The sequence below is a fragment of the Burkholderia pyrrocinia genome (assembly GCF_001028665.1).
Lineage (GTDB): Bacteria > Pseudomonadota > Gammaproteobacteria > Burkholderiales > Burkholderiaceae > Burkholderia > Burkholderia pyrrocinia.
This window is the reverse complement of sequence record NZ_CP011503.1, coordinates 1,389,745-1,412,015: the sequence shown is the minus strand read 5'-3', so window position 1 is coordinate 1,412,015 and position 22,271 is coordinate 1,389,745. Positions and strand designations below refer to the sequence as shown.

Genomic DNA, 22,271 nt, shown 5'->3' with positions numbered 1-22,271 from the left:
CACCCTGTGCCCCCTCCCCCTCACAGACTTCGCTTCTGTTGGTCCGGCACTTATCCCTCGAGATTCAACACACCGTCAGCCTGTGCAGAGATCCATGCGCCTGGAAACCGATCGGTGGAGCACGCCACTATCAACTGCTGAGCGAGACGAATGATCATCACCCGCGCTGTGGGCAGCTTATCCGCCGCCGCCACACAGAACTTCCGACTATTCCCCAGACACTTATCCCCTGACCGCGAACCATCGGGCCATCGCGACATTGCTCCAACCCCACAAACAAAAACGGCGTGTTTCACGTGAAACACGCCGTCCGTTTCCCGCCAACCGCCCCGACTATCAAGCCGTCTTCTTCACCAACCCGAGGTATGTTTCGATCACACGCGGATTCTGCGCGAGCTCGGCCGCCGGTCCTTCCAGCGCAAACTCACCCGTCTCCAGCACATAGCCGTAGTCGGAGATCTGCAACGCGGCCCGGGCGTTCTGCTCGATCAGCAGCGTCGCAACGCCGGTTCCGCGCAACGCGCTGATGATATGAAAGATCTCCTTCACGATCAGCGGCGCAAGCCCAAGGCTCGGCTCGTCGAGCATCAGCAGGTCGGGCTTGCCCATCAGCGCGCGGCCGACCGCGAGCATCTGCCGCTCGCCGCCCGACAGCGTGCCGGCCGCCTGCTTGCGGCGCTCCTTCAGCCGCGGAAACAGCGCGAACACGTGGTCGAGCTGGTCGAGGAAGTTCGATTCACCTGCCTGCTTGCGCCGATACGCGCCCAGCACGAGGTTGTCCTCGACCGTCATCGTGCTGAACAGCTCGCGCTTTTCCGGTACGAGGCACATCCCGCGCGCGACACGCTGCTCGACCGGCAGCGCGCCGACGTCGTTGCCGCGATACACGATCGCGCCCGACGCATGCCCGGTCACCGGCAGCGCGCCCATGATCGCGTTCAGCAGCGTCGATTTGCCTGCCCCGTTCGGGCCGATCACGCTGACAATCTGCCCCGCACCGACCTTGATTGCCGCGCCGTGCAGCGCCTCCACCTTCCCGTACCGGACCGCCAGCCCGCGCACTTCGAGAATCGGCATCGTCGTGTCCGTCATCACTCCACCCCGCCCAGATACGCTTCGAGGACGGCCGGATCCTGCTGCACATCCTCCGGCAGCCCTTCCGCGATCCGCGTGCCGAATTCCATCACCACCAGCCGGTCGGTGAGGTTCATCACGAAGTCCATGTCATGTTCCACGAGCAACACGCTCATGCCTTCCGCCCTCAACCGCCGCAGCAGGTCGGCGAGTTGCTGCTTCTCCTGGTAACGCAGCCCGGCGGCCGGCTCGTCGAGCAGCAGCAGCGTCGGGTCGCAGCACAGTGCACGCGCGATTTCGAGAATCCGCTGCTGGCCGAGCGCGAGGCTGCCCGCTTCGTCGCACATGTGCTTTTCGAGCCCGACGCGACGGATCTGCCGTGCGGCTTCGGCCAGCAACTGCGCTTCCTCGTGTGCATTGAGCCGCGCGATGCTACGCCAGACACCGGTATGGCCGCGCAGATGCGCGCCGATCGCGACGTTCTCGAGCACCGTCATCGCCGGCAGCATCTTGACGTGCTGGAACGTGCGGCCGATGCCGCGACGGACGATCTGACGCGACGTGAGCCCGTCGATGCGCTCGCCGCGGAACGTGATCGTGCCACCCGTCGGCTTCAGCACGCCCGTCACCAGGTTGAACGTGGTCGACTTGCCGGCACCGTTCGGACCGATCAGCCCGATGATCTGCCCCGCTTTCACGTCGAAGCTGACATCGTTGACGGCCACGAGCCCGCCGAACTGCTTGCGTGCGTTGTCGACCACGAGCAGCGGCTCGCCGGCCGCGGGCTTCGCGCGCTGCGGCAGCGGGTCCGCATGCTCGGGCACATGCGCGCGCGGCCCGCGCGGGAACAGCCTCGCGACGAACGGCCACACGCCCTGGCGCGCATACTGCAGCAGCAGCACCATCAGCACGCCGAACACGATGATCTCGAAGTTGCCTTCCGAGCCGAGCAGCTTCGGCAGCAGCGTCTGCAGGTAGTCCTGCAGCACGGTGAGGATCGCTGCGCCGAGCACCGCGCCCCACACGTGCGACACGCCACCCACCACCGCCATGAACAGGAATTCGATCCCGTGATTCAGGCCGAACGGGGTCGGGTTCACTGCGCGCTGCAGGTGCGCGTACAGGAAGCCCGACACGGCCGCGAGCACGGCCGCGTAGACGAAGATCACGACGCGCATCCACGCGGTGTTCACGCCCATCGCCTCGGCCATCACGCCGCCGCCGCGCAGCGCGCGGATCGCGCGGCCCGGCCGGCTGTTCAGCAGGTTCTGCACCGACACGATCGCGGCCAGTACGACGGCCCAGATCAGGAAATACAGGCTGCGGCCGCTGTCGAGTGCGATGCCGAACAGGTTCAGCGCCGGAATCCCGTTGATCCCGTCGTACTTGCCGAGCAGTTCGAGGTTGCCGAACAGGTAGAACAGCGCGAGGCCCCACGCGATCGTGCCGAGCGGCAGGAAGTGCCCGGACAGCCGCATCGTGACCACGCCGAGCACGAGCGCGACGAGCGCCGTCAGCACGACGCCGACGATCAGCGCGAGCCACGGCGACACGCCGTACCGCGTCGTCAGGAACGCGGTCGCATACGCGCCGATGCCGACGAATGCGGCCTGCCCGAAGCTCGTCATCCCGCCGACGCCCGTCAGCAGCACGAGCCCGATCGCGACGATCGCATAGAGGCCGATGTAGTTCAGCAGCGTGATCCAGTACTCCGGCACCTGCAGCGCGCCGGGCAGAACCGGCAGCGCGAACAGCACCACGAGAAACACCCAGAAGGTCTTGTTGCGTACCATCGTCTTCATCGCGTCACTCCTCTTCCTCTTCCGCGTGCGGCGTCACGAAGCTCCGCCACAGCAGCACCGGAATGATCAGCGTGAACACGATCACCTCCTTGTATGCGCTCGCCCAGAACGACGAATACGATTCGAGCACGCCGACGAGCAGCGAGCCGGCGGCCGCGAGCGGATAGCTGATGAGCCCGCCGATGATCGCGCCGACAAAGCCCTTCAGCCCGATCAGGAAGCCCGAGTCGTAGTAGATCGTCGTCAGCGGGCCGACGAGGATCCCCGACAGCACGCCGAGGCCCGCCGCGAACGTGAACGCGAGCCGCCCTGCTTCGGTCGTGCCGATACCGACGAGCTGCGCGCCGAGCCGGTTCACCGACGTCGCGCGCAGCGCCTTGCCGGCGATCGTGCGGCCGAAGTACACGTACAGCGCGCCGATCAGCACGAGCGCGGTAACGACGACCAAGATGCTCTGCACCGACACCGTCATGCTGCCGATCGACAGCGACGCATCCGAGAATCCGGTGGTGCGCGAGCCCTCCGCGCCGAACATCACGAGCCCGAGGCCGACCATCGCGAAATGGACGGCGACCGACACGATCAGCAGCAGCAGCGTCGTGCCTTCGGCGATCGGCTGATACACGAGCCGGTAGACGAACGGCCCCATCGGCACGACGATCGCGAGCGTCAGCGCGATCTGCGCAAGCATCGGCATCGGCTGCGCGGCAAAACTGCGCGTGATCGCGAACACCGCGAGCGGCAGCAGGATGTAGCGGCTGCCGAGCGTCGCGAGCGTGCGGCCGAGCTGATGGCGGCGTTCGCGATGCCGGATCAGGCCGCCGACTTCGAGCAGGAAGCACGCGACGCCCATCACAAACAGCAGCCAGCAGGTGGCGGGGAATTTCTGCGCCTGCAACGCGGCAAGCGTCAGCGCACCGTAGGCGACGAATTCGCCCTGGGGAATGAAGATCACCCGCGTGACGGAAAACACCAGCACGAGCGCCAGCGACAGCAATGCATAAATGGCGCCGGTCGTGATGCCGTCTTGCGCGAGGATCGCCGCAATCGAGAGATCCATACGTGTCTTGTATCGAGAATGCTGCGGAGAAACGGCGACGGGAACGGCCGGGGCACACGGACGACAAGGCGCGTCGGGCGCCACGCGGCGGGCCCCGGTGGTTCCATGCGACACGGGCGCGGCCCGTCAGGCCCGGCGCCCTGCCGACGGCGGGCACGGCGCCGTTCGCGCCGCGCCCGCCGGTTTCACGTGATGCTTACTCGGCCTGCAACTTCCACTTGCCGTCGACGATCTGCACCATCACGCGCGCACGCGTATCGAAGCCGTTGTGATCGGACGACGTCATGTTGATCACGCCGTGCGACACGGGCAGGTCCTTCACGCTTTCGAGCGACGCGCGCAGCGCTTCGCGGAACGCCTCGGTGCCCGGCTGGCCCTTCTTCAGCGCGTCCGGAATCGCACGCTGCAGCAGCAGCCCCGCATCCCACGCATGGCCGCCGAACGTCGCCAGCGAACCGGCGCCGTAGGCCTTCTCGTACGCGGCCTTGTAGCCGAGCGCCGCCTTCTTCACCGGGTTCGAATCCGGGAGCTGGTCGGTCACGAGCACCGGGCCGGCCGGCAGGATCTCGCCTTCGCAATCCTTGCCGCACACGCGCAGGAAGTCGTTGTTCGCGACGCCGTGCGTCTGGTACACCTTGCCCTTGTAGCCGCGCTCCTTCAGCGTCTTGGCCGGCAGCGCCGCCGGCGTGCCGGAGCCCGCGATCAGCACCGCGTCGGGATTCGAGCCCAACAGCTTGAGCACCTGCCCCATCACCGACGCGTCGGTGCGGTTGAAGCGCTCGTTTGACACGAGCTTCAGGCCGTTCTTCTCGGCCGCCGCGCTGAACGTCTTGTACCAGCTGTCGCCGTACGCATCGGCGAAGCCGATGAAGCCGACCGTCTTCACGCCGTGCTTCGCCATGTAGCCGGCGATCGCGTCGGCCATCAGCTGGTCGTTCTGCGGCACCTTGAACATCCACGCGCGCTTCGCGTCCATCGGCGCGATGATCTGCGCGCTCGCCGCGAGCGAAATCGTCGGCGTCTTGCCCTGCGACACGGGGTCGAGCATCGCGAGCGAGTTCGGCGTGACGGACGAGCCGATGATCGCGTCGACGTGGTCTTCGTCGATCAGCTTGCGCACGTTCTGCACCGCGCGGCTCGTGTCGGATGCATCGTCGAGCACGATGTACTGCACGCTCTTGCCCGCAATTTCCTTCGGCAGCAATGCGATCGTGTTCTTTTCCGGAATCCCGAGCGACGCAGCCGGCCCGGTGGCCGACAGCGTCACGCCGATCTTCACCTGCGCCGACGCCGTGGCCGCCGCGCACACGAGGCCCGCGGCAAGCACGGCCTCCATCCATCGATTCATCTTCATTTACGTTGTCTCCAAACGCTGCTCGAAAAATCCGCGGGTCGCTCGGGCGGCTCCCGTTTCCCAAACAAGTTAATAATTTAACTATCTCGCCTTGCCGCGCCTACGCTCGTTTTCCCGTGAAACGCCGCCACCGCGGCAGGATCCTGACGACGCAGTGCATGCGCATCGCGGCCGACACATTGGTTCGACCGCCACGATGCGCAGCACCAATGTCGTCAGGATGAAGAAGGCGAAGAAATGCAGGATCGTGCGGGCGATCGATGCGTGCGCAACGATCGCCGGAAGGCACGCCGGCCTGGCTCGGCCCGGCCACGCGCGTTGGCGGCGAAAGATCGGAAAAGCGGCGGTTCATGCGGAGACGGGTGCGAGCGCAACGACCGGCGAAGGCGCGATGCCGGCAACCCGTGCCGCAACGCGCGTACCGGCCGCAGGAAGGCTCGGGAAGGCCGGGAAGTACCGATGCGCACCCAATGACGAACGAGCGGCGCCAGCCGCCCTTCCTGCCCCGATCCATCGTCCTGCGCTGCTCATCCAACCGTACTCCCTCTTCTGCATTCTGCTTGTAGGAGAACTGCCGACCGATTTTCCCGACCGTGCGGTCGGCGAAAGCCAAGTGTAACGGACGCATTTCGCGCACGCCAACCGGGTAAGCCCGGACAGCCCGCGCATGGCGACGCGCCGTCTGCGACCGGATTGCGGGAAAGGGAAAAACGGGGGACGCGGCGAAGCGCGGAAGAAGCGCGGTGCGAATGCAAGCGCGGAATACGGCAATTGCGCAGGCCGATGCACCATCGGTGGAAATCCGTGCACGCAAATGAAAAAGCGCTGTTGGATTCCGTCCAACAGCGCTTTGGGGTCCGGGCACTTTGTGCCTCGATTGTCTCCTCGTTCTCCACCTGCAAATTCGTTTCGCGGTGCATCAGAACTGGAACGAATCTTAAAGAGGCTTAAGCACCACGGCAACTTAGCATTTACCCCTATGGTGCATCGCCGCACGAAAATGGGGCACCAGTCTGCCGCGCGGCACCGACTTGAGCCTGCTGCGACGCCCTTCCGCAGCGCGCCGGATGGTGCTTCGCATCAACGTGCCGCGACGCGCGCGACATGCGCTCAGGACGCCCTGAGCGGCTTGATCCGCGCGACCATCTCGCCGACGATGCCGCGCCGGAACGCGAGCACGCACGCGATGAAGATCAGCCCGGTGACGATCGTCGCCGATTCGCCGAGCGAATGGAACCACGCGACGCCCGTCGTCGACGCGAGCCATTCGCCGATGTCGCCGAGCCGGTCTTCCAGCGCGACGATCAGCGCCGCGCCCAGCAGCGGCCCGAACAGCGTGCCCATCCCGCCGACGAGCGTCATCAGCACGACGAGGCCCGACATCGTCCAGTGCGCATCGGAGAGCGTCTCGAAGCCGAGCACGAGCACCTTCAGCGAGCCGGCGAGCCCCGCGAGCCCGGCCGACAGGATGAACGCGAGCAGCTTGAAGCGATCCGTGTCGTAGCCGAGCGAGATCGCGCGCGCCTCGTTCTCCTTGAGCGCGACGAGCACCTGGCCGAACGGCGAATGGACGACCCGCACGATGAACCCGCACGCGGCGACGACCACCGCCAGCACGACGTAGTACAGCGCGACGTCGTTCGACAGGTCGAGCAGCCCGAACAGGTGGCCGCGCGGCACGCCCTGCAGGCCGTCCTCGCCGTGCGTGAACGGCGCCTGCAGGTAGATGAAGTAGACCATCTGCGCGAACGCGAGCGTGATCATCGCGAAGTAGATGCCCTGCCGGCGGATCGCGAACAGCCCGACGACGAGCCCGAGCAGCGTCGCGGCGACGGTGCCGACGAGCACGCCGAGCTCCGGCGTGAACCCGAGCGTCTGTATCGAATAACCGGTCGCGTAGCCGGCAGTCGCGAGGAACATCGCATGGCCGAACGACAGCAGCCCCGTATAGCCGATCAGCAGGTTGAACGCGGCCGCGAACAGCGCGAACGTGAGCACCTTCATCACGAACACCGGATACGCGCCGATGAACGGCGCGGCGAGCAGTGCGGCGAGCAGCACGCCGTAGAGCACTTTTCTCTGCATCATTTTTCCTTGCCGAAGAGGCCCGCCGGGCGGAACAGCAGCACGATCGCCATGATCACGAACACGACGGTGGCCGACGCTTCGGGGTAGAACACGCGCGTGAAGCCCTCGATCACGCCGAGCATCAGGCCCGTGACGATCGAGCCGAGGATCGAGCCCATCCCGCCGATCACGACCACCGCGAACACGGTGATGATCATCGGCTGGCCCATCAGTGGCGACACCTGGATCACCGGCGCGGCCAGCACGCCCGCGAACGCGGCGAGCGCGACGCCGAAGCCGTAGGTGAGCGTGATCATCATCGGCACGTTCACGCCGAACGCCTCGACGAGCTTCGGGTTCTCGGTGCCCGCGCGCAGGTACGCGCCCAGGCGCGTCTTCTCGATCACGAACCACGTCGCGAGGCACACCGCGAGCGACGCGACGACGACCCACGCACGGTAGTTCGGCAGGAACATGAAGCCGAGGTTGGTCGCGCCGGAAAGCTGCGACGGCACGTCGTACGGCTGGCCGGACGATCCGTAGATCGACCGGAACACGCCTTCGACGACCAGCGTGAGGCCGAACGTGAGCAGCAGCCCGTACAGGTGATCGAGCTTGTACAGCCAGCGCAGCATCGAGCGCTCGATCGCGATCCCGAACGCGCCGACGACCAGCGGCGCCAGCACGAGCATCGCCCAGTACGGCAGCCCGAAGTACGACATGCCCATCCACGCGAGCATCGCGCCCAGCATGAACAGCGCGCCGTGCGCGAAGTTGATCACGTTGAGCAGCCCGAAGATCACCGCGAGCCCGAGGCTCAGGATCGCGTAGAACGAGCCGTTGACGAGCCCGAGCAGCAACTGGCTCAGCATCGCCGGCAACGGAATGCCAAAGATTTCCATCGACTTAGCCGTCAGTATGAGTTTCGTTGCGTGTGCAACCTTACCGCGTTGCGCACGCGGGCGGCGCAGCGGGCACATCGCTGCAGCCGCCACCGTGCGGCGCGCCCGCGCGCGCCGCTACGCCGCGCTTACTTCCACAGCGCGCAGCGCGTCTCCTGCTTGGTCCCGAACGCCTGTTCGCCCGGAATCGTCGCGAGCACCTTGTAGTAGTCCCACGGCTCCTTCGATTCCGACGGCTTCTTCACTTCCATCAGGTACATGTCGTGGATCATGCTGCCGTCCGTGCGGATGTAGCCCTTCGCGTAGAAGTCGTTGATCTTCGCCTTCTTCAGCTCGGCCATCACCTTGTCGGAATCGGTCGTGCCGGCAGCCTGGACGGCCTTCAGGTAGGTCGTCACCGACGAGTAGTCGGCCGCCTGCAGGCTCGACGGCATCTTCTTCATCTTGCCGAAGTAGCGCTGCGCCCACTGGCGCGCTGCCGCGTCGCGGTTCCAGTACCAGCTGTCGGTCAGCACGAGGCCCTGGGTCGTCTCGAGGCCGAGGCTGTGCACGTCGTTGATGAACATCAGCAGCCCGGCGAGCTTCATCGTCTTCGTGATGCCGAATTCCTTCGCGGCCTTGATCGAGTTGATCGTGTCGCCGCCCGCGTTCGCGAGGCCGAGGATCTGCGCCTTCGACGATTGCGCCTGCAGCAGGAACGACGAGAAATCCGACGCGGACAGCGGATGCCGCACCGCACCCAGCACCTGTCCGCCGCTCGCCTTCACGACGTCCGACGTATTCTTCTCGAGCGCCTTGCCGAACGCGTAGTCGGCGGTCAGGAAGAACCACGTCTTGCCGCCCTGCTTGACCACCGCCGAGCCGGTGCCTTTCGCGAGCGCCATCGTGTCGTACGCATAGTGCACTGTGTACGGCGTGCACTCCTCGTTCGTCAGCGTGTCCGCGCCCGCACCGATGTTGATGTAGACCTTCTTCTTCTCCGCGGCGAGCTTGGCCATCGCCAGCGCCGTCCCCGAATTCGTGCCGCCGACGAGCAGGTCGAGCCCGCCGCGGTCGATCCATTCGCGCGCCTTCGACGCGGCAATGTCCGCCTTGTTCTGGTGATCCGCGTACACGACCTCGATCGGCTTGCCGAGCACCTTGCCGCCGAAGTCGGCGACCGCCATGCGGATCGCCTCGAGGCCGCCCTGCCCGTCGATGTCCGCGTAAAGCCCCGACATGTCGGTGACGAAGCCGATCTTCACGGTATCCGCGGCATGCGCGGCGCCGGCAGTGAACGCGGCGGTCGCGAGCGCGAGACAGGCGTGTGCGAGGGTCTTCATTTTCATTGACGTCTCCTGTTGTTCTGATGCGTTGTGGTTGTTCGAGGCCGCCACGGCTAGCGGCAAAGGAAACGGGGCGGCGTCACACCCCGAGCAGGTCGTGCAGGGTCGGCATCTTGCTTTCCAGTTCGGCCGCGCGGAAATGCTCGACGATGCGGCCGTGCTCCATCACGTAGAAGCGGTCGGCAAGCGGCGCGGCAAAGCGGAAATTCTGTTCGACCATCACGATCGTGTAGCCGCGCGCCTTCAGCGCGACGATCATCCGCGCGAGCGTCTGCACGATCACCGGTGCGAGGCCTTCGGAAATCTCGTCGAGCAGCAGCAGGTTCGCGCCGGTGCGCAGGATCCGTGCGACCGCGAGCATCTGCTGCTCGCCGCCGGACAGCCGCGTGCCCTGGCTCTGCCGGCGCGACGCGAGATTCGGGAACATCGCGTAGATCTCGTCGAGCGACATTGCGTGCTCGCGCGGCCCGATCGGCGGCGGCAGCATCAGGTTCTCCTCGCACGACAGGCTCGAGAAGATCCCGCGTTCCTCAGGGCAGTAGCCGATGCCGAAATGCGCGATGCGGTGCGTCGCGAGGCCGATCGTCTCGTTGCCCGCGACCTTGATCGACCCGTTGCGGCGGCCCGTGAGGCCCATGATCGCGCGCAGCGTCGTCGTGCGGCCCGCGCCGTTGCGGCCGAGCAGCGTGACGACCTCGCCGCGATGCACCGTCAGGTCGACGCCGTGCAATATGTGGGATTCCCCGTACCAGGCCTCCAGGCCCGTGATCTCCAGCGCGGGCGTGCCGCTCTCGACGCCGCTCAATTCGCGTTCCTCCCGTTCGCTGTGCTTCATGCGTGCGCCCCCGCGAGCGCTGCATCGGCACTGCCCATGTAGGCCTCGATGACGAGCGGATTCTTCGACACTTCCGCATACGAGCCTTCGGCCAGCACCTCGCCGCGTTGCAGGACGGTGATCGTGTCGGAGATGCCCGCGATCACGTTCATGTTGTGTTCGACCATCAGGATCGTGCGGCCGCTCGCGACCTTCTTGATCAGCGCGGTCACGCGATCGACGTCCTCGTGGCCCATCCCCTGCGTGGGCTCGTCGAGCAGCATCAGTTCGGGTTCCATCGCGAGCGTCGTCGCGATCTCGAGCGCGCGCTTGCGGCCGTATGCCAGCTCGACGGTCGGCACGTGCGCGAAATCGGTGAGGCCGACCTGCGTGAGGAGATCCATCGCGCGGTCGTCGAGCCGCCTCAGCGTGCGTTCGCTGCGCCAGAAATGGAATTCAGTGCCGAGCGCACGCTGCAGGCCGATGCGCACGTTCTGCAGCGCGGTCAGGTGCGGGAACACGGCCGAGATCTGGAACGAACGGATGATGCCGCGCCGTGCCACCTGCGCGGGCCGCTCGTCGGTGATGTCGATCCCGTTGAAGACGATCTGGCCGGCCGTCGGTGTCAGGAACTTGGTGAGGAGGTTGAAGCAGGTGGTCTTGCCCGCGCCGTTCGGCCCGATCAGCGCATGAATCGCGCCGCGACGCACACGCAGGTTGACGCCGTTCACGGCGGTGAAACCCCTGAATTCCTTCGTCAGTCCGCGTGTTTCCAGAATCGTGTCGCCGAGAATCATGTTCCCTTCCGTACGAAGTCAGGCGAAGCACCGGGATGCGTGGTGCAAGCGACCGCGAACAGGTCAGCGGATCAGCCGGCTGCCCCCGGGCGCCGTGGTACGCCTCGAGGGTGGTCTCCCGCGCCGACGCGTATGCACATTGCGCAACATTGTCGCGCCGTTGGTGCAGTGCAATCATCGGGATTTGCACTTATAGGGCTGGCCGCCATGCCGAATGCGGTTTGCACGGTTTTTCACCACGCTTTTTTGACACGTGCATCATCGACAGTTGACTGCCTGCATGGCCCGGCATACACGCAACGAAAAAAGCCTCGCCAATGCACGGCTTGCATCGATCCTGCCGTTCGAACCGCGGCAACCAATATGGTCGTTACAACGGCAGCTTGTTTCGCATATCGAATCAGCGGGCGCGAGTATGACCGCCCGCTGTCGCGCGCGTCAGCGTTCCGTCACGCGGCCGTCACCGTGGCCTCCGTTCGCACCGGCGTCGCGTCGCGCGCCGCGCGGCGATCGGCACGGATCATGTCGCTCGCGCGCTCGGCAATCATCAGCGTCGGCGAATTGGTGTTGCCCGACGTAATGAACGGCATCACCGATGCATCGACGATCCGCAATCCGGCGATGCCGCGCACGCGCAGCCGGCTGTCGACCACCGCACGCTCGTCATCGGCACGCCCCATCCGGCAGGTGCCGACCGGATGGAAGATCGTCGTGCCGACGGCGCCGGCCGCGTCGATCAGTTCGGCCTCGGTCCGATACTGCACGCCCGGCAGGATTTCCTCGGGACGATAGCGCGCAAGCGCCGGCGCGGACGCGATCCGGCGCGTGAGGCGCAGCGCGTTCGCGGCGACATGGCGATCGTGGTCGGTCGACAGATAGTTCGGCGCGATCGCGGGCACGATGGCCGGATCGGCGCTCGTGACGTGCACGCTGCCGCGCGACGTCGGCCGCAGATGGCAGACCGATGCCGTGAACGCGTTGAAGCTGTGCAGCGGCTCGCCGAAGCGTTCGAGCGACAGCGGCTGCACGTGGTATTCGAGATCGGGGCGCGTGAGCGCAGGATCGTCTGGATCGGATTTCGCGAATGCGCCGAGCTGCGACGGCGCCATCGACATCGGCCCGCGCTGCAGCAACGCGTATTCCGCGCCGATCATCAGCTTGCCCCACCAGTGCGCGGACAGCGTGTTGAGCGTGCGCACGCCTTCGACGCGAAACGCCATCCGCAATTGCAGGTGATCCTGCAGGTTTTCGCCGACGCCCGGCAGATCCTGCACGACGTCGATGCCGAGCGCCTGCAGCCGCCGGCCGTCGCCGATACCCGACAGTTCGAGCAATTGCGGGGAATTCACGGCGCCGGACGTCAGCAGCACTTCCGCACGTGCCCGCGCGACGTAATCGGTGCCGCCGCCGTGATACTCGACGCCGACCGCGCGCCGCCCTTCGAAGACCACGCGCTGCGCCTGCGCGCCGGTGATCACGGTCAGGTTCGGGCGCGCCATCGCGGGCCGCAGGAACGCCTTCGACGTATTCCAGCGCACGCCACGCTTCTGGTTCACCTCGAAATAACCGACCCCGGAATTGTCGCCGCGGTTGAAATCGTCGGTCGCCGGGATGCCCGTCTGCTGCGCGGCCTGCGCGAACGATTCGAGGATCTCCCAGCGCAGCCGTTGCTTCTCGACGCGCCAGTAGCCGCCCGCACCGTGCGCGTCGCTCTCGCCCGCATGGTGATCCTCGCTGCGCTTGAAGATCGGCAGCACGCTGTCCCACGACCAGCCGGCGTCGCCGGTTTCCTGCGCCCAGCCGTCGTAATCCTCGCGCTGGCCGCGCATGTAGATCATCCCGTTGATCGACGAGCAGCCGCCGAGCACGCGGCCGCGCGGATATGCCAGCGCGCGGCCGTTGAGCGCCGCTTCCGGCTGCGTCTTGTACAGCCAGTCGGTGCGCGGGTTGCCGATGCAATACAGATAGCCGACCGGGATATGGATCCAGTGATAGTCGTCCTTGCCGCCCGCTTCGAGCAGCAGTACGCGGATGTCGGGATCCTCGGTCAGGCGGTTCGCGAGCACGCAGCCCGCGGTGCCTGCGCCCACGATTACGTAATCAAATTCGCCTTCGAGCGTGCGTTGTGTATTCACGGCTTGTCTCCTGTCGGCCCGAGTTAGCGCTTTAGCGCTTACTCGGGCCCCATGGCGTGGTTGGATGGAGTTAGCGCTTCAGCACTTACTCCATCCCCACGGCGGTCGGCCAGCGTTAGCGCTTCAGCGCTTACTCCATCCCCACGGCGGTCGGCCCGAGTTAGTGCTTTAGCGCTTACTCAGGCCCCATGGCGTGGTTGGATGGAGTAAGCACTTTCGCTGACCCCATGCAATCTCGTTGTTGTATCCCGCGCGCTGCGATGCCGCGCGTCATTTCAAGCATAGTGCCTCGCGGGCCGCGCTTGCGGCACCGCCCGCCTGCCCTGCCGTACTCCCGGCCCGGTGCCGGCCGAAACCCGCCGGGCGACGCGACCGATGAAGCGTACTCCGGCTGCCGGCCGCCGATCCAATGAGTTATGCTGAACTGCGTTATAAGCAGCGCTCATATCACGACGATGGATCTCACCCTGCTCCGCGCGTTCGCGACGGTCGCGCGCGAAGGCAACCTGACGCGCGCCGCCGCGCAACTGCACCTGACGCAACCGGCCGTCAGCCTGCAGATCAAGCATCTGCAGGAAACGCTCGGCGTCGCGCTGTTCACGCGCACGTCGCGCGGGCTCGCGCTCACGCGCGACGGCCAGACGCTGCTGCCGCATGCGGAACGCGCGCTCGCCGCGGCCGCCGACGTGCAGCGCGCCGCTGCTGCGTTGCGGCACGAGGTGCGCGGCCGGCTGCGGATCGGCACGATCCTCGATCCTGGCTTCCTGCGGCTCGGCGGCTTCCTGCGCGCGCTGGTCGAAACCCATCCGCAGATCGAGACGGCGCTGCGGCACGGGATGTCGGGCTGGGTGATCGAACAGGTGCGCGCGCAGGCGCTCGACGTCGGCTACTACATCGGCCGGCCCGGCGAGGACGATCCGCTCGACGGCGCGCTGTTCCACACCGTCACGCTCACCCATTTCCAGTACCGCGTGCTCGCGCCGGCCGGCTGGAAGGAGCGCGTGCAGCGCGCGCACGACTGGCGCGCACTCGCCGCGCTGCCGTGGATCTGGACGCCGCCGGCGTCCGCGCATCACCGGCTGCTGTCGCGGCGCTTCGCGCAAGCCGGTGCGCAGCCCGTGAAGGTTGCCGAGGTCGACCAGGAGCAATCGATGCTCGACCTCGTCAAATCGGGCATCGGGTTGACGCTCGCGCGCGACTCGACCGCGCTGGCCGAAGCGCACGCGCATGCGCTGACGATCGTCGAGCGCGTGACGGTGCCGACCGAACTGACGTTCGTGGCGCTCGCCGAACGGCGCGACGAACCGGCGATCGCGGCCGCGCTGCGGCTGATCGAAGCCCAGTGGGCGATATGAGCGGTGCTGATGACAGCGCTGCCGCCACGCGCCACGCGCCACACGCCGGGCGCCGGCGTCGCGCTCGACACGCGGCATCTCGCCACGCCTCCCGCCCGCCCGCCCGCCGTCACGCCACCATCCCCGCCTTTTTGCTAGATTGTGCGTTCGCACACCGCGAGACCCCTCTTGAAGGAGACCCGCATGGCCCGCAACATCGAGATCAAAGCCCGCGCTCGCGAATTCGACCAGCTGCGCGAACGCGCGGCGACGCTCGCGACCGAAGCGCCGCTGTTCTACCGCCAGCAGGATTTCTTCTATGACGTGCCGCGCGGCCGGCTGAAGCTGCGCCGCTTCGAGGACGGCACGCCGGCCGAACTGATCTTCTACCAGCGCGACGACCGCGACGGCCCGAAGGCGTCGTACTACACGCGCAGCCCCGTGACGAATCCCGACGCGATGCATGCGCTGCTCGCGACCGCGCTGACCACACGCGGGATCGTGACGAAGGAACGGCACGTGTACCTCGCCGGCCGCACGCGCATCCACCTCGACCGCGTCGACGGCCTGGGCGATTTCATCGAACTGGAAGTCGTGCTCGGCCCCGACGACGACGAAGCCGGCGGCGAAGCCGAAGCGCACGACGTGTTCACGAAGCTCGGCGTATCGCAGGACGATCTGGTCGCGGTCGCGTACGTCGACCTGCTGAACGCCGACACGCAGCACGAAGCCGTCTGATCCAGCCCCGCCGCCGCGGCCGTTGCGGCACGCGTCGCCTGGGGCCTGTTCCCGCGAATAGCGGGCGGGCTTGCGCTGGCGCTGCCCGCCGCGTCAGGCAGCGCCGGGCGCCAGGTGCGCGAGCGGCAGCGCGCCGTTGCGCTTGAAGGTCGTCAGCACGATGTTCGAGCGCACGCTGTCGACGCCCGGCACGCGCATCAGCTTCTTCATCACGAACTGCGACAGCGCGTTCAGGTCGGGCGCGACGATCCGCAGCAGGTAGTCGGCATCGCCCACCACCGCATGGCATTCGAGCACTTCGGGCAGCACGTCGATCTGCTGCTGGAACTGCTCGATGATCGAATCGCCGTGGTGCTTGAGCTTCAGGCTCGTGAACGCGGTGACGCCGAGGCCGAGCTTTTCGGGCCGCAGCATCACGCGATAGCCTTCGATCACGCCGGCCGCCTCGAGCCGCTGCAGCCGCCGGCCGATCTGCGACGGCGACAGCGGCACCTCCTCGCCGAGCTGCTGATGGGTCGCGCGACCGAAGCGCTGCAGCACGTCCAGCAGCGCGAGATCGAAGTGATCGAGTTCCAGCATGAGAATTCTCCGCATTGATTCGTGATTTGATGCGAGATTATCGCATCAACAAGCAAATCAACGCCAACTTTGCGCCCATTACGCGCGCAGGCCGCTCTACACTTGCATGGTTCCCAACCACAGCGTGCAGAGCCTGATCATGTCCACCGTCGTCACCGCGAAACTGCAGGAGCAGTTCGACGCGGGCCTCGAAACCCGCGCAGATTTCACCATCGACCAGCCGCTCGAACGCTATGGCCAGGTCGACCATGCGGTGTGGAAGCAGCTCTATGCGCGCCAGTCGGTGCTGCTGCGCGGGCGCGCCTGCGACGCGTTCGTCGCGGGGCTCGGCAAGATCGACCTGCCGGCCGACCGCGTGCCGTCGTTCGCCGACGTGAACCGCCAGTTGAAGCCCGCGACGGGCTGGGAGATCGTCGCGGTGCCGGGCCTCGTGCCCGACCGCGTGTTCTTCGAGCATCTCGCGAACCGGCGTTTTCCGGTCACCTGGTGGATGCGCCGCCCCGACCAGCTCGACTACCTGCAGGAACCCGACTGCTTCCACGACCTGTTCGGCCATGTGCCGCTGCTGATCGACCCGGTGTTCGCCGACTACATGCAGGCATACGGCCGCACCGCGCTCGCGGTCGCCGACGACGAAGCGGCGCTGGCGCGGCTCGCACGGCTCTACTGGTATACAGTCGAATTCGGGCTGATCCGCGACCCGCTCGGCACGAACGGGCTGTCGATCTACGGCGCCGGGATCGTGTCGAGCAAGGGCGAAAGCCTGTACAGCCTCGAAAGCGCGGCGCCGAACCGGCTCGGCTTCGATCTCGAACGCGTGATGCGCACGAAGTACCGGATCGACACGTTCCAGAAGACCTACTTCGTGATCGACGATTTCTCGCAGTTGTTCGCGCTCGCCGACGTCGACGGCCGCGCGCTGGCCGACCGGCTTGCGGCGCTGCCCGAATTCGCGGCCGGCGCGGTGCTCGATAGCGATCGCGTGCTGCATCGCGGCACGGGTGAAGGCTGGCCCGCCGACGCCGACGCGTGACGCGCCAGCGCGCGCCGGATGGCGGATGCCCGTCGCCGGATGCCCGTCCCCGGATGCCCGTCGCACAACTATGAAACAATGACCGGTGCCGGCTTCGCCGCGCGGCGCAGCCGCGCGCGGGCGCCGTTACCGAACGAGAGGTGCAAGATGATCCACAAGCTCACATCAGAAGAACGCAAGACCCGGCTCGAAGGCCTGCCGCTCTGGACGGCCATGCCGGGCCGCGACGCGATCCAGCGCAGCCTGCGCTTCGCCGATTTCAACGAAGCGTTCGGTTTCATGACGCGCGTCGCGATCAAGGCGCAGGAAATGAACCACCATCCGGAATGGTTCAACGTGTACAACCGCGTCGACGTCACGCTGTCGACCCACGACGCCGACGGTCTGACCGAACGCGACATCGAACTCGCGCTGTTCATCGATCGCGCCGGCGCGCACGCGAAACCCGCCGCCTGAAGCCTTCCTCTACCGCCGCGCATCGTTCGGTGCGCGGCGCGTCAACTTTTCATTTCGATGAACGTTTTCTAGGATGTAGTCAGCGAAAGCCTTCAGCTTTCCAAGCCATCCTTAAGGCGCACGTAAGTCTCGTATGCTTTCCGTGCCTTGGGGTCCAAACCTTCCAGTTGCAGCGCGCTTCCGCGCTGTACAATCAGCAGCGCATACGGCTTGGAGAGCGCGCTGGCCTCTTCGCAGAGTTTGAGTTCGTCGCCGCTCGACGGCGAGCGGGCGCGCCAGAAATTGATCGCGGCTTCAAGGTCGTTGATCGAAATATCGGACATGATTGGATTTAATCGTTCGCTGGCCGCCATGCTTGATGTCACGCGATGCGGCGCCCCTGTGGAAACGGCTTCGTGCTGTCCGCGTGCCTGAACCGCCAACCCATTGTACTTGAGCGAACTTCATGCGACTCCTTCTGATCGAAGACGACCGCCCCATCGCACGCGGAATCCAGAGCAGCCTCGAGCAGGCTGGCTTCACCGTCGACATGGTGCATGACGGCATTTTTGCCGAACAGGCGCTGGCACAAAACCGCCACGAACTCGTGATCCTCGACCTCGGCCTGCCGGGCATCGACGGGATGACGCTGCTCACGCGCTTCCGCCAGACCAACCGCCACACGCCCGTCATCGTGCTGACCGCACGCGACGAGCTGAACGACCGGATCCAGGGCCTGAATTCGGGCGCCGACGACTACATGCTCAAGCCGTTCGAGCCGGCCGAGCTCGAAGCGCGCATCCGCGCGGTGATGCGCCGCAGCGGCCCGCACAGCGACATGCCGCGTCCGGAAGTGTCGCTCGGCGGCGTCCGCCTGTCGGGCGTCGACCGCCGCATATTCAACGACGACAAGCCGCTCGAACTGTCGCCGCGCGAGTTCGCGGTGCTCGAGATGCTGCTGCTGCGTCACGGCCGCGTCGTCAGCAAGGCCCAGTTGCAGGACCACCTCACGCACTTCGGCGGCGATCTCGGCGATACCGCGATCGAAGTTTATGTGCACCGCGTGCGCAAGAAACTCGAGCAGTGCCGTGTCGAAATCGTTACGGTGCGCGGTTTCGGCTACCTGCTGCAGGAAATCCGCCAGACGGCGAGCGTCTGAGCGGCCGCGCGCCGCCCGGCCGCGTGCCGCCGGCGCATGCGCCCTGCTCCGCGTCGCCGCCCGGCGCACGACCGCGCCGCTCCCCGTGAGCGGCGCTTATCCATTTGCCCGTCGAAATGTCTCCTGATCCGGCTGTGACCACCAGCCTGCGCCGCTCGCTGCTCCGGCGCCTCGCCGCACCGCTGTCGATGCTCGCGCTGATGAGCGGCCTGATCGCCTACTGGCTCGCGTGGCAATACACGCAGCACGTGATCGACCGCTCGCTCGCCGATCTCGCGACCGCCATCTCGAAACAGATCCAGATCGCCGGGCCCGACGCGCCGTTCACGGTGCCGCCGCTCGCGCAGGCGATGTTCTCCGATCCCGCCGAAGCGCTGATCTACCGGATCAGCGACGGCGAACAGGAGCTCGCCGGCGATCCGAAGCTGCCGCTGCGGGGTATCAACGTGCGCCGCATGCATCACGCATACGTGTTCGAGGCCGAGTACGACAACCGCGCGGTGCGCGTCGCACAGGTGCGCGTCGACGACGTCGAAGGCGGCAAGCCGATGGTCGTCGAGGTCGCGCAGCCGGTGCGGCACCGCTACCGGATCGCGGCCGAATTCCTCGTCGCGATCATGATGCCGCTGCTGCTGCTGCTCCTCGCGGGCTGGGGTATCGTGTGGCGTGTCGTGAACCAGCAACTCGGCCCGCTCACGCATCTCGCCGATTCGCTGAACCGGCAGACCCACACGTCGCTGGAACCGGTCGACGAAACCGAGGTACCGCTGGAGATCCGGCCGCTGACGAGTGCGATGAACGCGCTGCTCGGCCGCCTGAAGACCGCACTCGACGCGCAACGCAAGTTCATCGCCGATGCCGCGCACCAGTTGCGCACGCCGCTCACGGCCGTGAAGCTGCATGCGGAGCAGGCCGCCGTCGCGCGCGACCCGCACCAGACCTTCGCCGCGGTGCGCGAGCTGCGCGCGGCCGCCGACCGCGCGGTGCGACTATCGAACCAGTTGCTGTCGCTCGCGCGTGCGGAGCCGGGCGAACAGGCCGCGCGGTTCGTCGACGTCGACCTCGGAGCAATGGCGTTCGAGACGGGTGCCGAATGGGTGCCGCGCGCGCTCGCGTCGCATGTCGACCTCGGCTTCCAGCGCAGCGACGACCCCGGCGACGACGAGAAGCTGATCGTGCGCGGCAACCCCGTGCTGCTGCGCGAGGTGATCGCGAACCTGCTCGACAATGCGCTGAAATACGTGCCGCTCGCGCGGCCGGACGGCGCGCGGATCACCGTGAACGTCGCGCGCAGCGCGCTCGAAGACGGCCTGCCGGCCGCCGAGATCGTCGTCGAGGACAACGGCCCGGGCGTGCCCGCGAACCAGCAGGCCGACCTGTTCAAGCGCTTCTTCCGCGGCGATGCGCAAAGCGGCAACGGTGTCGAAACGGGCGCCGGGCTCGGCCTCGCGATCGTGCACGACATCATCGCGATGCATGGCGGTACCGTGTCGTACGAGGATGCGCCGGAAGGCGGTTCGCGCTTCGTGGTGCGGGTGCCGCTCGCCCAGCGCACGGAGAAGCCGGTCAGCGAAACGCCTGCCGCCGCGTCGGCGCATTGAGCGATTCCCCTGGCGATCCACGTCGGGCGACCGTTGACCGGGCCGCCTGACGGACAAGGAAACGGGAAGGACTGCCGCACAACGCGGCAGCCGCCTGCAGAAGCGGCTGCGGCTGCGCACGATGCGCCGCCGCCTGCGTCACTTCCTGTTTTTCTTGTCCTTCGCCCCGGACTCGGACTTGCCGTCCTTCTTGTCCTTCTTCTTTTTCTTCTTCTCGCCGTCGTCCGACGTCGCGAGCAGCGTGCCGCGGCACGAAGCCGCGCCGCAATGGCACGCGTATTCGCGCTTGAGCTTCTTCGTCAGCTTCGCGTCGATCACGAGGCCGTAGTCGTAGAACAGCTCCTCTTCCGGCCCGATGTCGCGCAGCGCGTGGATGTACACGCGGCCTTTGACTTCCTCGGCTTCGCAGTTCGGCGCGCACGAATGGTTGATCCAGCGCGCGCTGTTGCCGTCGATCTTGCCGTCGATCACGCCGCCTTCGTCCAGTGCGAAGTAGAACGTATGGTTCGGCTCGCTCGGATCGTGCGGATGGCGACGCAGCGCTTCCTTCCACGAAATTCGCTCGCCCTTGTATTCCACTACGCGTTCGCCGGCCTTGATCGGCTCCACCGCGAACACGCCCTTGCCGTGTACTCCCGAGCGGCGCACCGCGATCCTGCGTGAACTCATCGAACGAATCCTTGTGAAGACGAATTGAATGGAAGACGGCCGCGATCGCGGCCCGGCGCGCGCCAAACGAAAACGCGGCACCGGTTGGTGCCGCGTCGGGACATGCGGCGAATCACCCGCATCCTACACGTTCGATATTGCTTCGTTCAACATCGCGCGCAATATTGCGCGCTTGGCGCTCAACGCTGGCCGAATGCGATGTCGCCGAACAACGCCTTGTGCTCGCGCGGCTGCGAGCGCCAGTACTGCGGCGGCGCCGTCACCTGCGCGCCGAGCTCGGCCGCCGCGTGCCACGGCCAGCGCGGGTCGTACAGCATCGCGCGCGCCATCGCGACGAAATCGGCATCGCCGGCCTCGATGAGCCGGTTCGCATGCGCGGGATCGTCGATCAGGCCGACCGCCATCGTCGGCATGCCGACCGCGCGCTTCACGGCCTGCGCGAACGGCACCTGGTAACCCGGCGACAGCGGAATCTTCTGCAGCGGCGACACGCCGCCGGACGACACGTCGATCCAGTCGCAGCCGCGGCGCTTCAGTTCGTGTGCGAATGCGATCGTGTCGTCGAGCTCCCAGCCGCCTTCGACCCAATCGGTCGCGGACACGCGCACGCCGACCGGCCGGTCTTCCGGAAACGCCGCGCGCACGATCTCGAAGATCTCGAGCGGAAAACGCATCCGGTTCTCGCGCGAGCCGCCGTATTCGTCGGTGCGCCGGTTCGCGAGCGGCGACAGGAACTGGTGCAGCAGGTAGCCGTGCGCCGCGTGCACTTCGATCGCGTCGATGCCGAGCCGCGCGGCACGCTTCGCAGCGGCCGCGAACGCCTCGCGGATCCGGTTCAGGCCCGCGGCATCGAGCGCGAGCGGCGGCGTCTCCCCTTCCTTGTGCGGCACGGCCGACGGCCCATGCGGCAGCCAGCCGCCGTCGGCGACGGACACGAGCTGGCCGCCGTTCCACGGCACCTCGCTCGACGCCTTGCGCCCCGCATGCGACAACTGCATCGCGACGCGGATCGGCGCATGCTTGCGGATCGCAGCCAGCACGGGCTTCAGCGCAGCTTCGGTCACGTCGTCCCAGAGGCCGAGGTCGCCATGCGTGATGCGCCCGTCGGGTTCCACGGCGGTCGCCTCGATGCAGAGCAGGCCCGCGCCCGACAGCGCGAGATGGCCGAGGTGGATCATGTGCCAGTCGGTCGCTTCGCCGCGTTCGGCCGAGTACTGGCACATCGGGGAGATCACGATCCGGTTCGGAAGGGTCACGCCGCGCAGCGTGAACGGGGAAAACAGCGCAGTCATGGAAGCCGCTCGCCTGGAAAGGGAAAGAGCGGACGAGCGTAGCACGCAGGCTTGAAGCGCGCAGATGACGCGATCGGCAGTAAGGAGATGGTCAGGTGCGA

Annotated in this window: 21 protein-coding genes; 7 read left to right on the top strand and 14 right to left on the bottom strand. The window is 66.6% G+C overall.

Annotation, left to right across the window (positions count from 1 at the left end):
* Nucleotides 1-336 precede the first annotated feature (336 nt).
* The 4 genes from ABD05_RS06490 to ABD05_RS06475 form a co-directional block, all read right to left on the bottom strand.
* Nucleotides 337-1,092, bottom strand: a complete 756-nt coding sequence (locus ABD05_RS06490; RefSeq protein WP_047899450.1) for an ABC transporter ATP-binding protein — start codon at nt 1,090-1,092, stop codon at nt 337-339.
* Nucleotides 1,092-2,876, bottom strand: coding sequence for a branched-chain amino acid ABC transporter ATP-binding protein/permease (locus tag ABD05_RS06485; RefSeq protein ID WP_047899449.1), 1,785 nt, complete (start codon nt 2,874-2,876; stop codon nt 1,092-1,094). The genes ABD05_RS06490 and ABD05_RS06485 overlap by 1 nt, the downstream gene beginning before the upstream one ends.
* A 4-nt stretch (nt 2,877-2,880) precedes the next feature.
* Nucleotides 2,881-3,936, bottom strand: a complete 1,056-nt coding sequence (locus tag ABD05_RS06480; RefSeq protein WP_047899448.1) for a branched-chain amino acid ABC transporter permease — start codon at nt 3,934-3,936, stop codon at nt 2,881-2,883.
* Nucleotides 3,937-4,132: 196 nt separating this feature from the next.
* Nucleotides 4,133-5,290, bottom strand: coding sequence for an ABC transporter substrate-binding protein (locus ABD05_RS06475; RefSeq protein WP_047899447.1), 1,158 nt, complete (start codon nt 5,288-5,290; stop codon nt 4,133-4,135).
* A 196-nt stretch (nt 5,291-5,486) separates the two neighbouring features.
* Here ABD05_RS06475 and ABD05_RS35830 point away from each other — a divergent pair, with 196 nt between their 5' ends.
* Complete coding sequence (locus ABD05_RS35830) at nt 5,487-5,909, top strand: hypothetical protein (protein WP_082146060.1); 423 nt, start codon at nt 5,487-5,489, stop codon at nt 5,907-5,909.
* A gap of 491 nt (nt 5,910-6,400) precedes the next feature.
* Here ABD05_RS35830 and ABD05_RS06470 read toward each other — a convergent pair whose 3' ends face one another.
* The 6 genes from ABD05_RS06470 to ABD05_RS06445 form a co-directional block, all read right to left on the bottom strand.
* Entirely contained in the window at nt 6,401-7,375 is a 975-nt protein-coding gene (locus ABD05_RS06470; protein WP_047901105.1) for a branched-chain amino acid ABC transporter permease, read from the bottom strand.
* A complete protein-coding gene (locus tag ABD05_RS06465; protein ID WP_047899446.1) occupies nt 7,375-8,259 on the bottom strand; it encodes a branched-chain amino acid ABC transporter permease in 885 nt (294 codons plus the stop codon). Before ABD05_RS06465 ends, ABD05_RS06470 begins: the two co-directional genes overlap by 1 nt.
* A gap of 128 nt (nt 8,260-8,387) precedes the next feature.
* Nucleotides 8,388-9,587, bottom strand: a complete 1,200-nt coding sequence (locus ABD05_RS06460; RefSeq protein ID WP_047899445.1) for an ABC transporter substrate-binding protein — start codon at nt 9,585-9,587, stop codon at nt 8,388-8,390.
* A gap of 76 nt (nt 9,588-9,663) precedes the next feature.
* Complete coding sequence (locus ABD05_RS06455; RefSeq protein ID WP_047899444.1) at nt 9,664-10,419, bottom strand: ABC transporter ATP-binding protein; 756 nt, start codon at nt 10,417-10,419, stop codon at nt 9,664-9,666.
* A complete protein-coding gene (locus tag ABD05_RS06450; RefSeq protein ID WP_040142748.1) occupies nt 10,416-11,195 on the bottom strand; it encodes an ABC transporter ATP-binding protein in 780 nt (259 codons plus the stop codon). Before ABD05_RS06450 ends, ABD05_RS06455 begins: the two co-directional genes overlap by 4 nt.
* Nucleotides 11,196-11,644: 449 nt before the next feature.
* Nucleotides 11,645-13,330, bottom strand: a complete 1,686-nt coding sequence (locus ABD05_RS06445) for a GMC family oxidoreductase (RefSeq protein ID WP_047899443.1) — start codon at nt 13,328-13,330, stop codon at nt 11,645-11,647.
* Between the two features lie 455 nt (nt 13,331-13,785).
* Here ABD05_RS06445 and ABD05_RS06440 point away from each other — a divergent pair, with 455 nt between their 5' ends.
* Nucleotides 13,786-14,685 carry a LysR family transcriptional regulator gene (locus tag ABD05_RS06440; RefSeq protein WP_047899442.1) on the top strand — a complete coding sequence of 300 codons (900 nt, stop codon included), beginning with the start codon at nt 13,786-13,788 and terminating at the stop codon, nt 14,683-14,685.
* Nucleotides 14,686-14,868: 183 nt separating this feature from the next.
* Nucleotides 14,869-15,402 carry a class IV adenylate cyclase gene (locus ABD05_RS06435; RefSeq protein ID WP_047899441.1) on the top strand — a complete coding sequence of 178 codons (534 nt, stop codon included), beginning with the start codon at nt 14,869-14,871 and terminating at the stop codon, nt 15,400-15,402.
* A 93-nt stretch (nt 15,403-15,495) separates the two neighbouring features.
* On the opposite strand, the gene ABD05_RS06430 is transcribed toward ABD05_RS06435, so the two are convergent.
* Nucleotides 15,496-15,981, bottom strand: coding sequence for an Lrp/AsnC family transcriptional regulator (locus ABD05_RS06430; RefSeq protein WP_006408082.1), 486 nt, complete (start codon nt 15,979-15,981; stop codon nt 15,496-15,498).
* A 106-nt stretch (nt 15,982-16,087) separates the two neighbouring features.
* On the opposite strand from ABD05_RS06430, the gene phhA reads away from it, so the two are divergent.
* Both phhA and ABD05_RS06420 read left to right on the top strand, forming a co-directional pair.
* Nucleotides 16,088-17,014 (top strand): phenylalanine 4-monooxygenase, encoded by a 927-nt coding sequence (gene phhA, locus ABD05_RS06425; protein ID WP_082146059.1) that lies wholly within the window; start codon nt 16,088-16,090, stop codon nt 17,012-17,014.
* A 147-nt stretch (nt 17,015-17,161) separates the two neighbouring features.
* Nucleotides 17,162-17,470: a 4a-hydroxytetrahydrobiopterin dehydratase gene (locus ABD05_RS06420; RefSeq protein ID WP_047901103.1), complete on the top strand. Its 309-nt coding sequence runs from the start codon at nt 17,162-17,164 to the stop codon at nt 17,468-17,470.
* A gap of 92 nt (nt 17,471-17,562) precedes the next feature.
* Here ABD05_RS06420 and ABD05_RS06415 read toward each other — a convergent pair whose 3' ends face one another.
* Nucleotides 17,563-17,793 carry a DUF3717 domain-containing protein gene (locus ABD05_RS06415; protein ID WP_047899440.1) on the bottom strand — a complete coding sequence of 77 codons (231 nt, stop codon included), beginning with the start codon at nt 17,791-17,793 and terminating at the stop codon, nt 17,563-17,565.
* A gap of 122 nt (nt 17,794-17,915) precedes the next feature.
* On the opposite strand from ABD05_RS06415, the gene ABD05_RS06410 reads away from it, so the two are divergent.
* Both ABD05_RS06410 and ABD05_RS06405 read left to right on the top strand, forming a co-directional pair.
* A complete protein-coding gene (locus ABD05_RS06410; protein ID WP_006401494.1) occupies nt 17,916-18,608 on the top strand; it encodes a response regulator in 693 nt (230 codons plus the stop codon).
* Nucleotides 18,609-18,724: 116 nt separating this feature from the next.
* A complete protein-coding gene (locus ABD05_RS06405) occupies nt 18,725-20,209 on the top strand; it encodes a sensor histidine kinase (RefSeq protein WP_047899439.1) in 1,485 nt (494 codons plus the stop codon).
* A 138-nt stretch (nt 20,210-20,347) separates the two neighbouring features.
* On the opposite strand, the gene ABD05_RS06400 is transcribed toward ABD05_RS06405, so the two are convergent.
* On the bottom strand, nt 20,348-20,878 hold the full coding sequence (locus ABD05_RS06400; RefSeq protein WP_047899438.1) for an SET domain-containing protein: 531 nt from the start codon (nt 20,876-20,878) through the stop codon (nt 20,348-20,350).
* 179 nt (nt 20,879-21,057) lie between these two features.
* Nucleotides 21,058-22,170, bottom strand: a complete 1,113-nt coding sequence (locus tag ABD05_RS06395; protein WP_047899437.1) for an NADH:flavin oxidoreductase/NADH oxidase — start codon at nt 22,168-22,170, stop codon at nt 21,058-21,060.
* Nucleotides 22,171-22,271 lie beyond the last annotated feature (101 nt).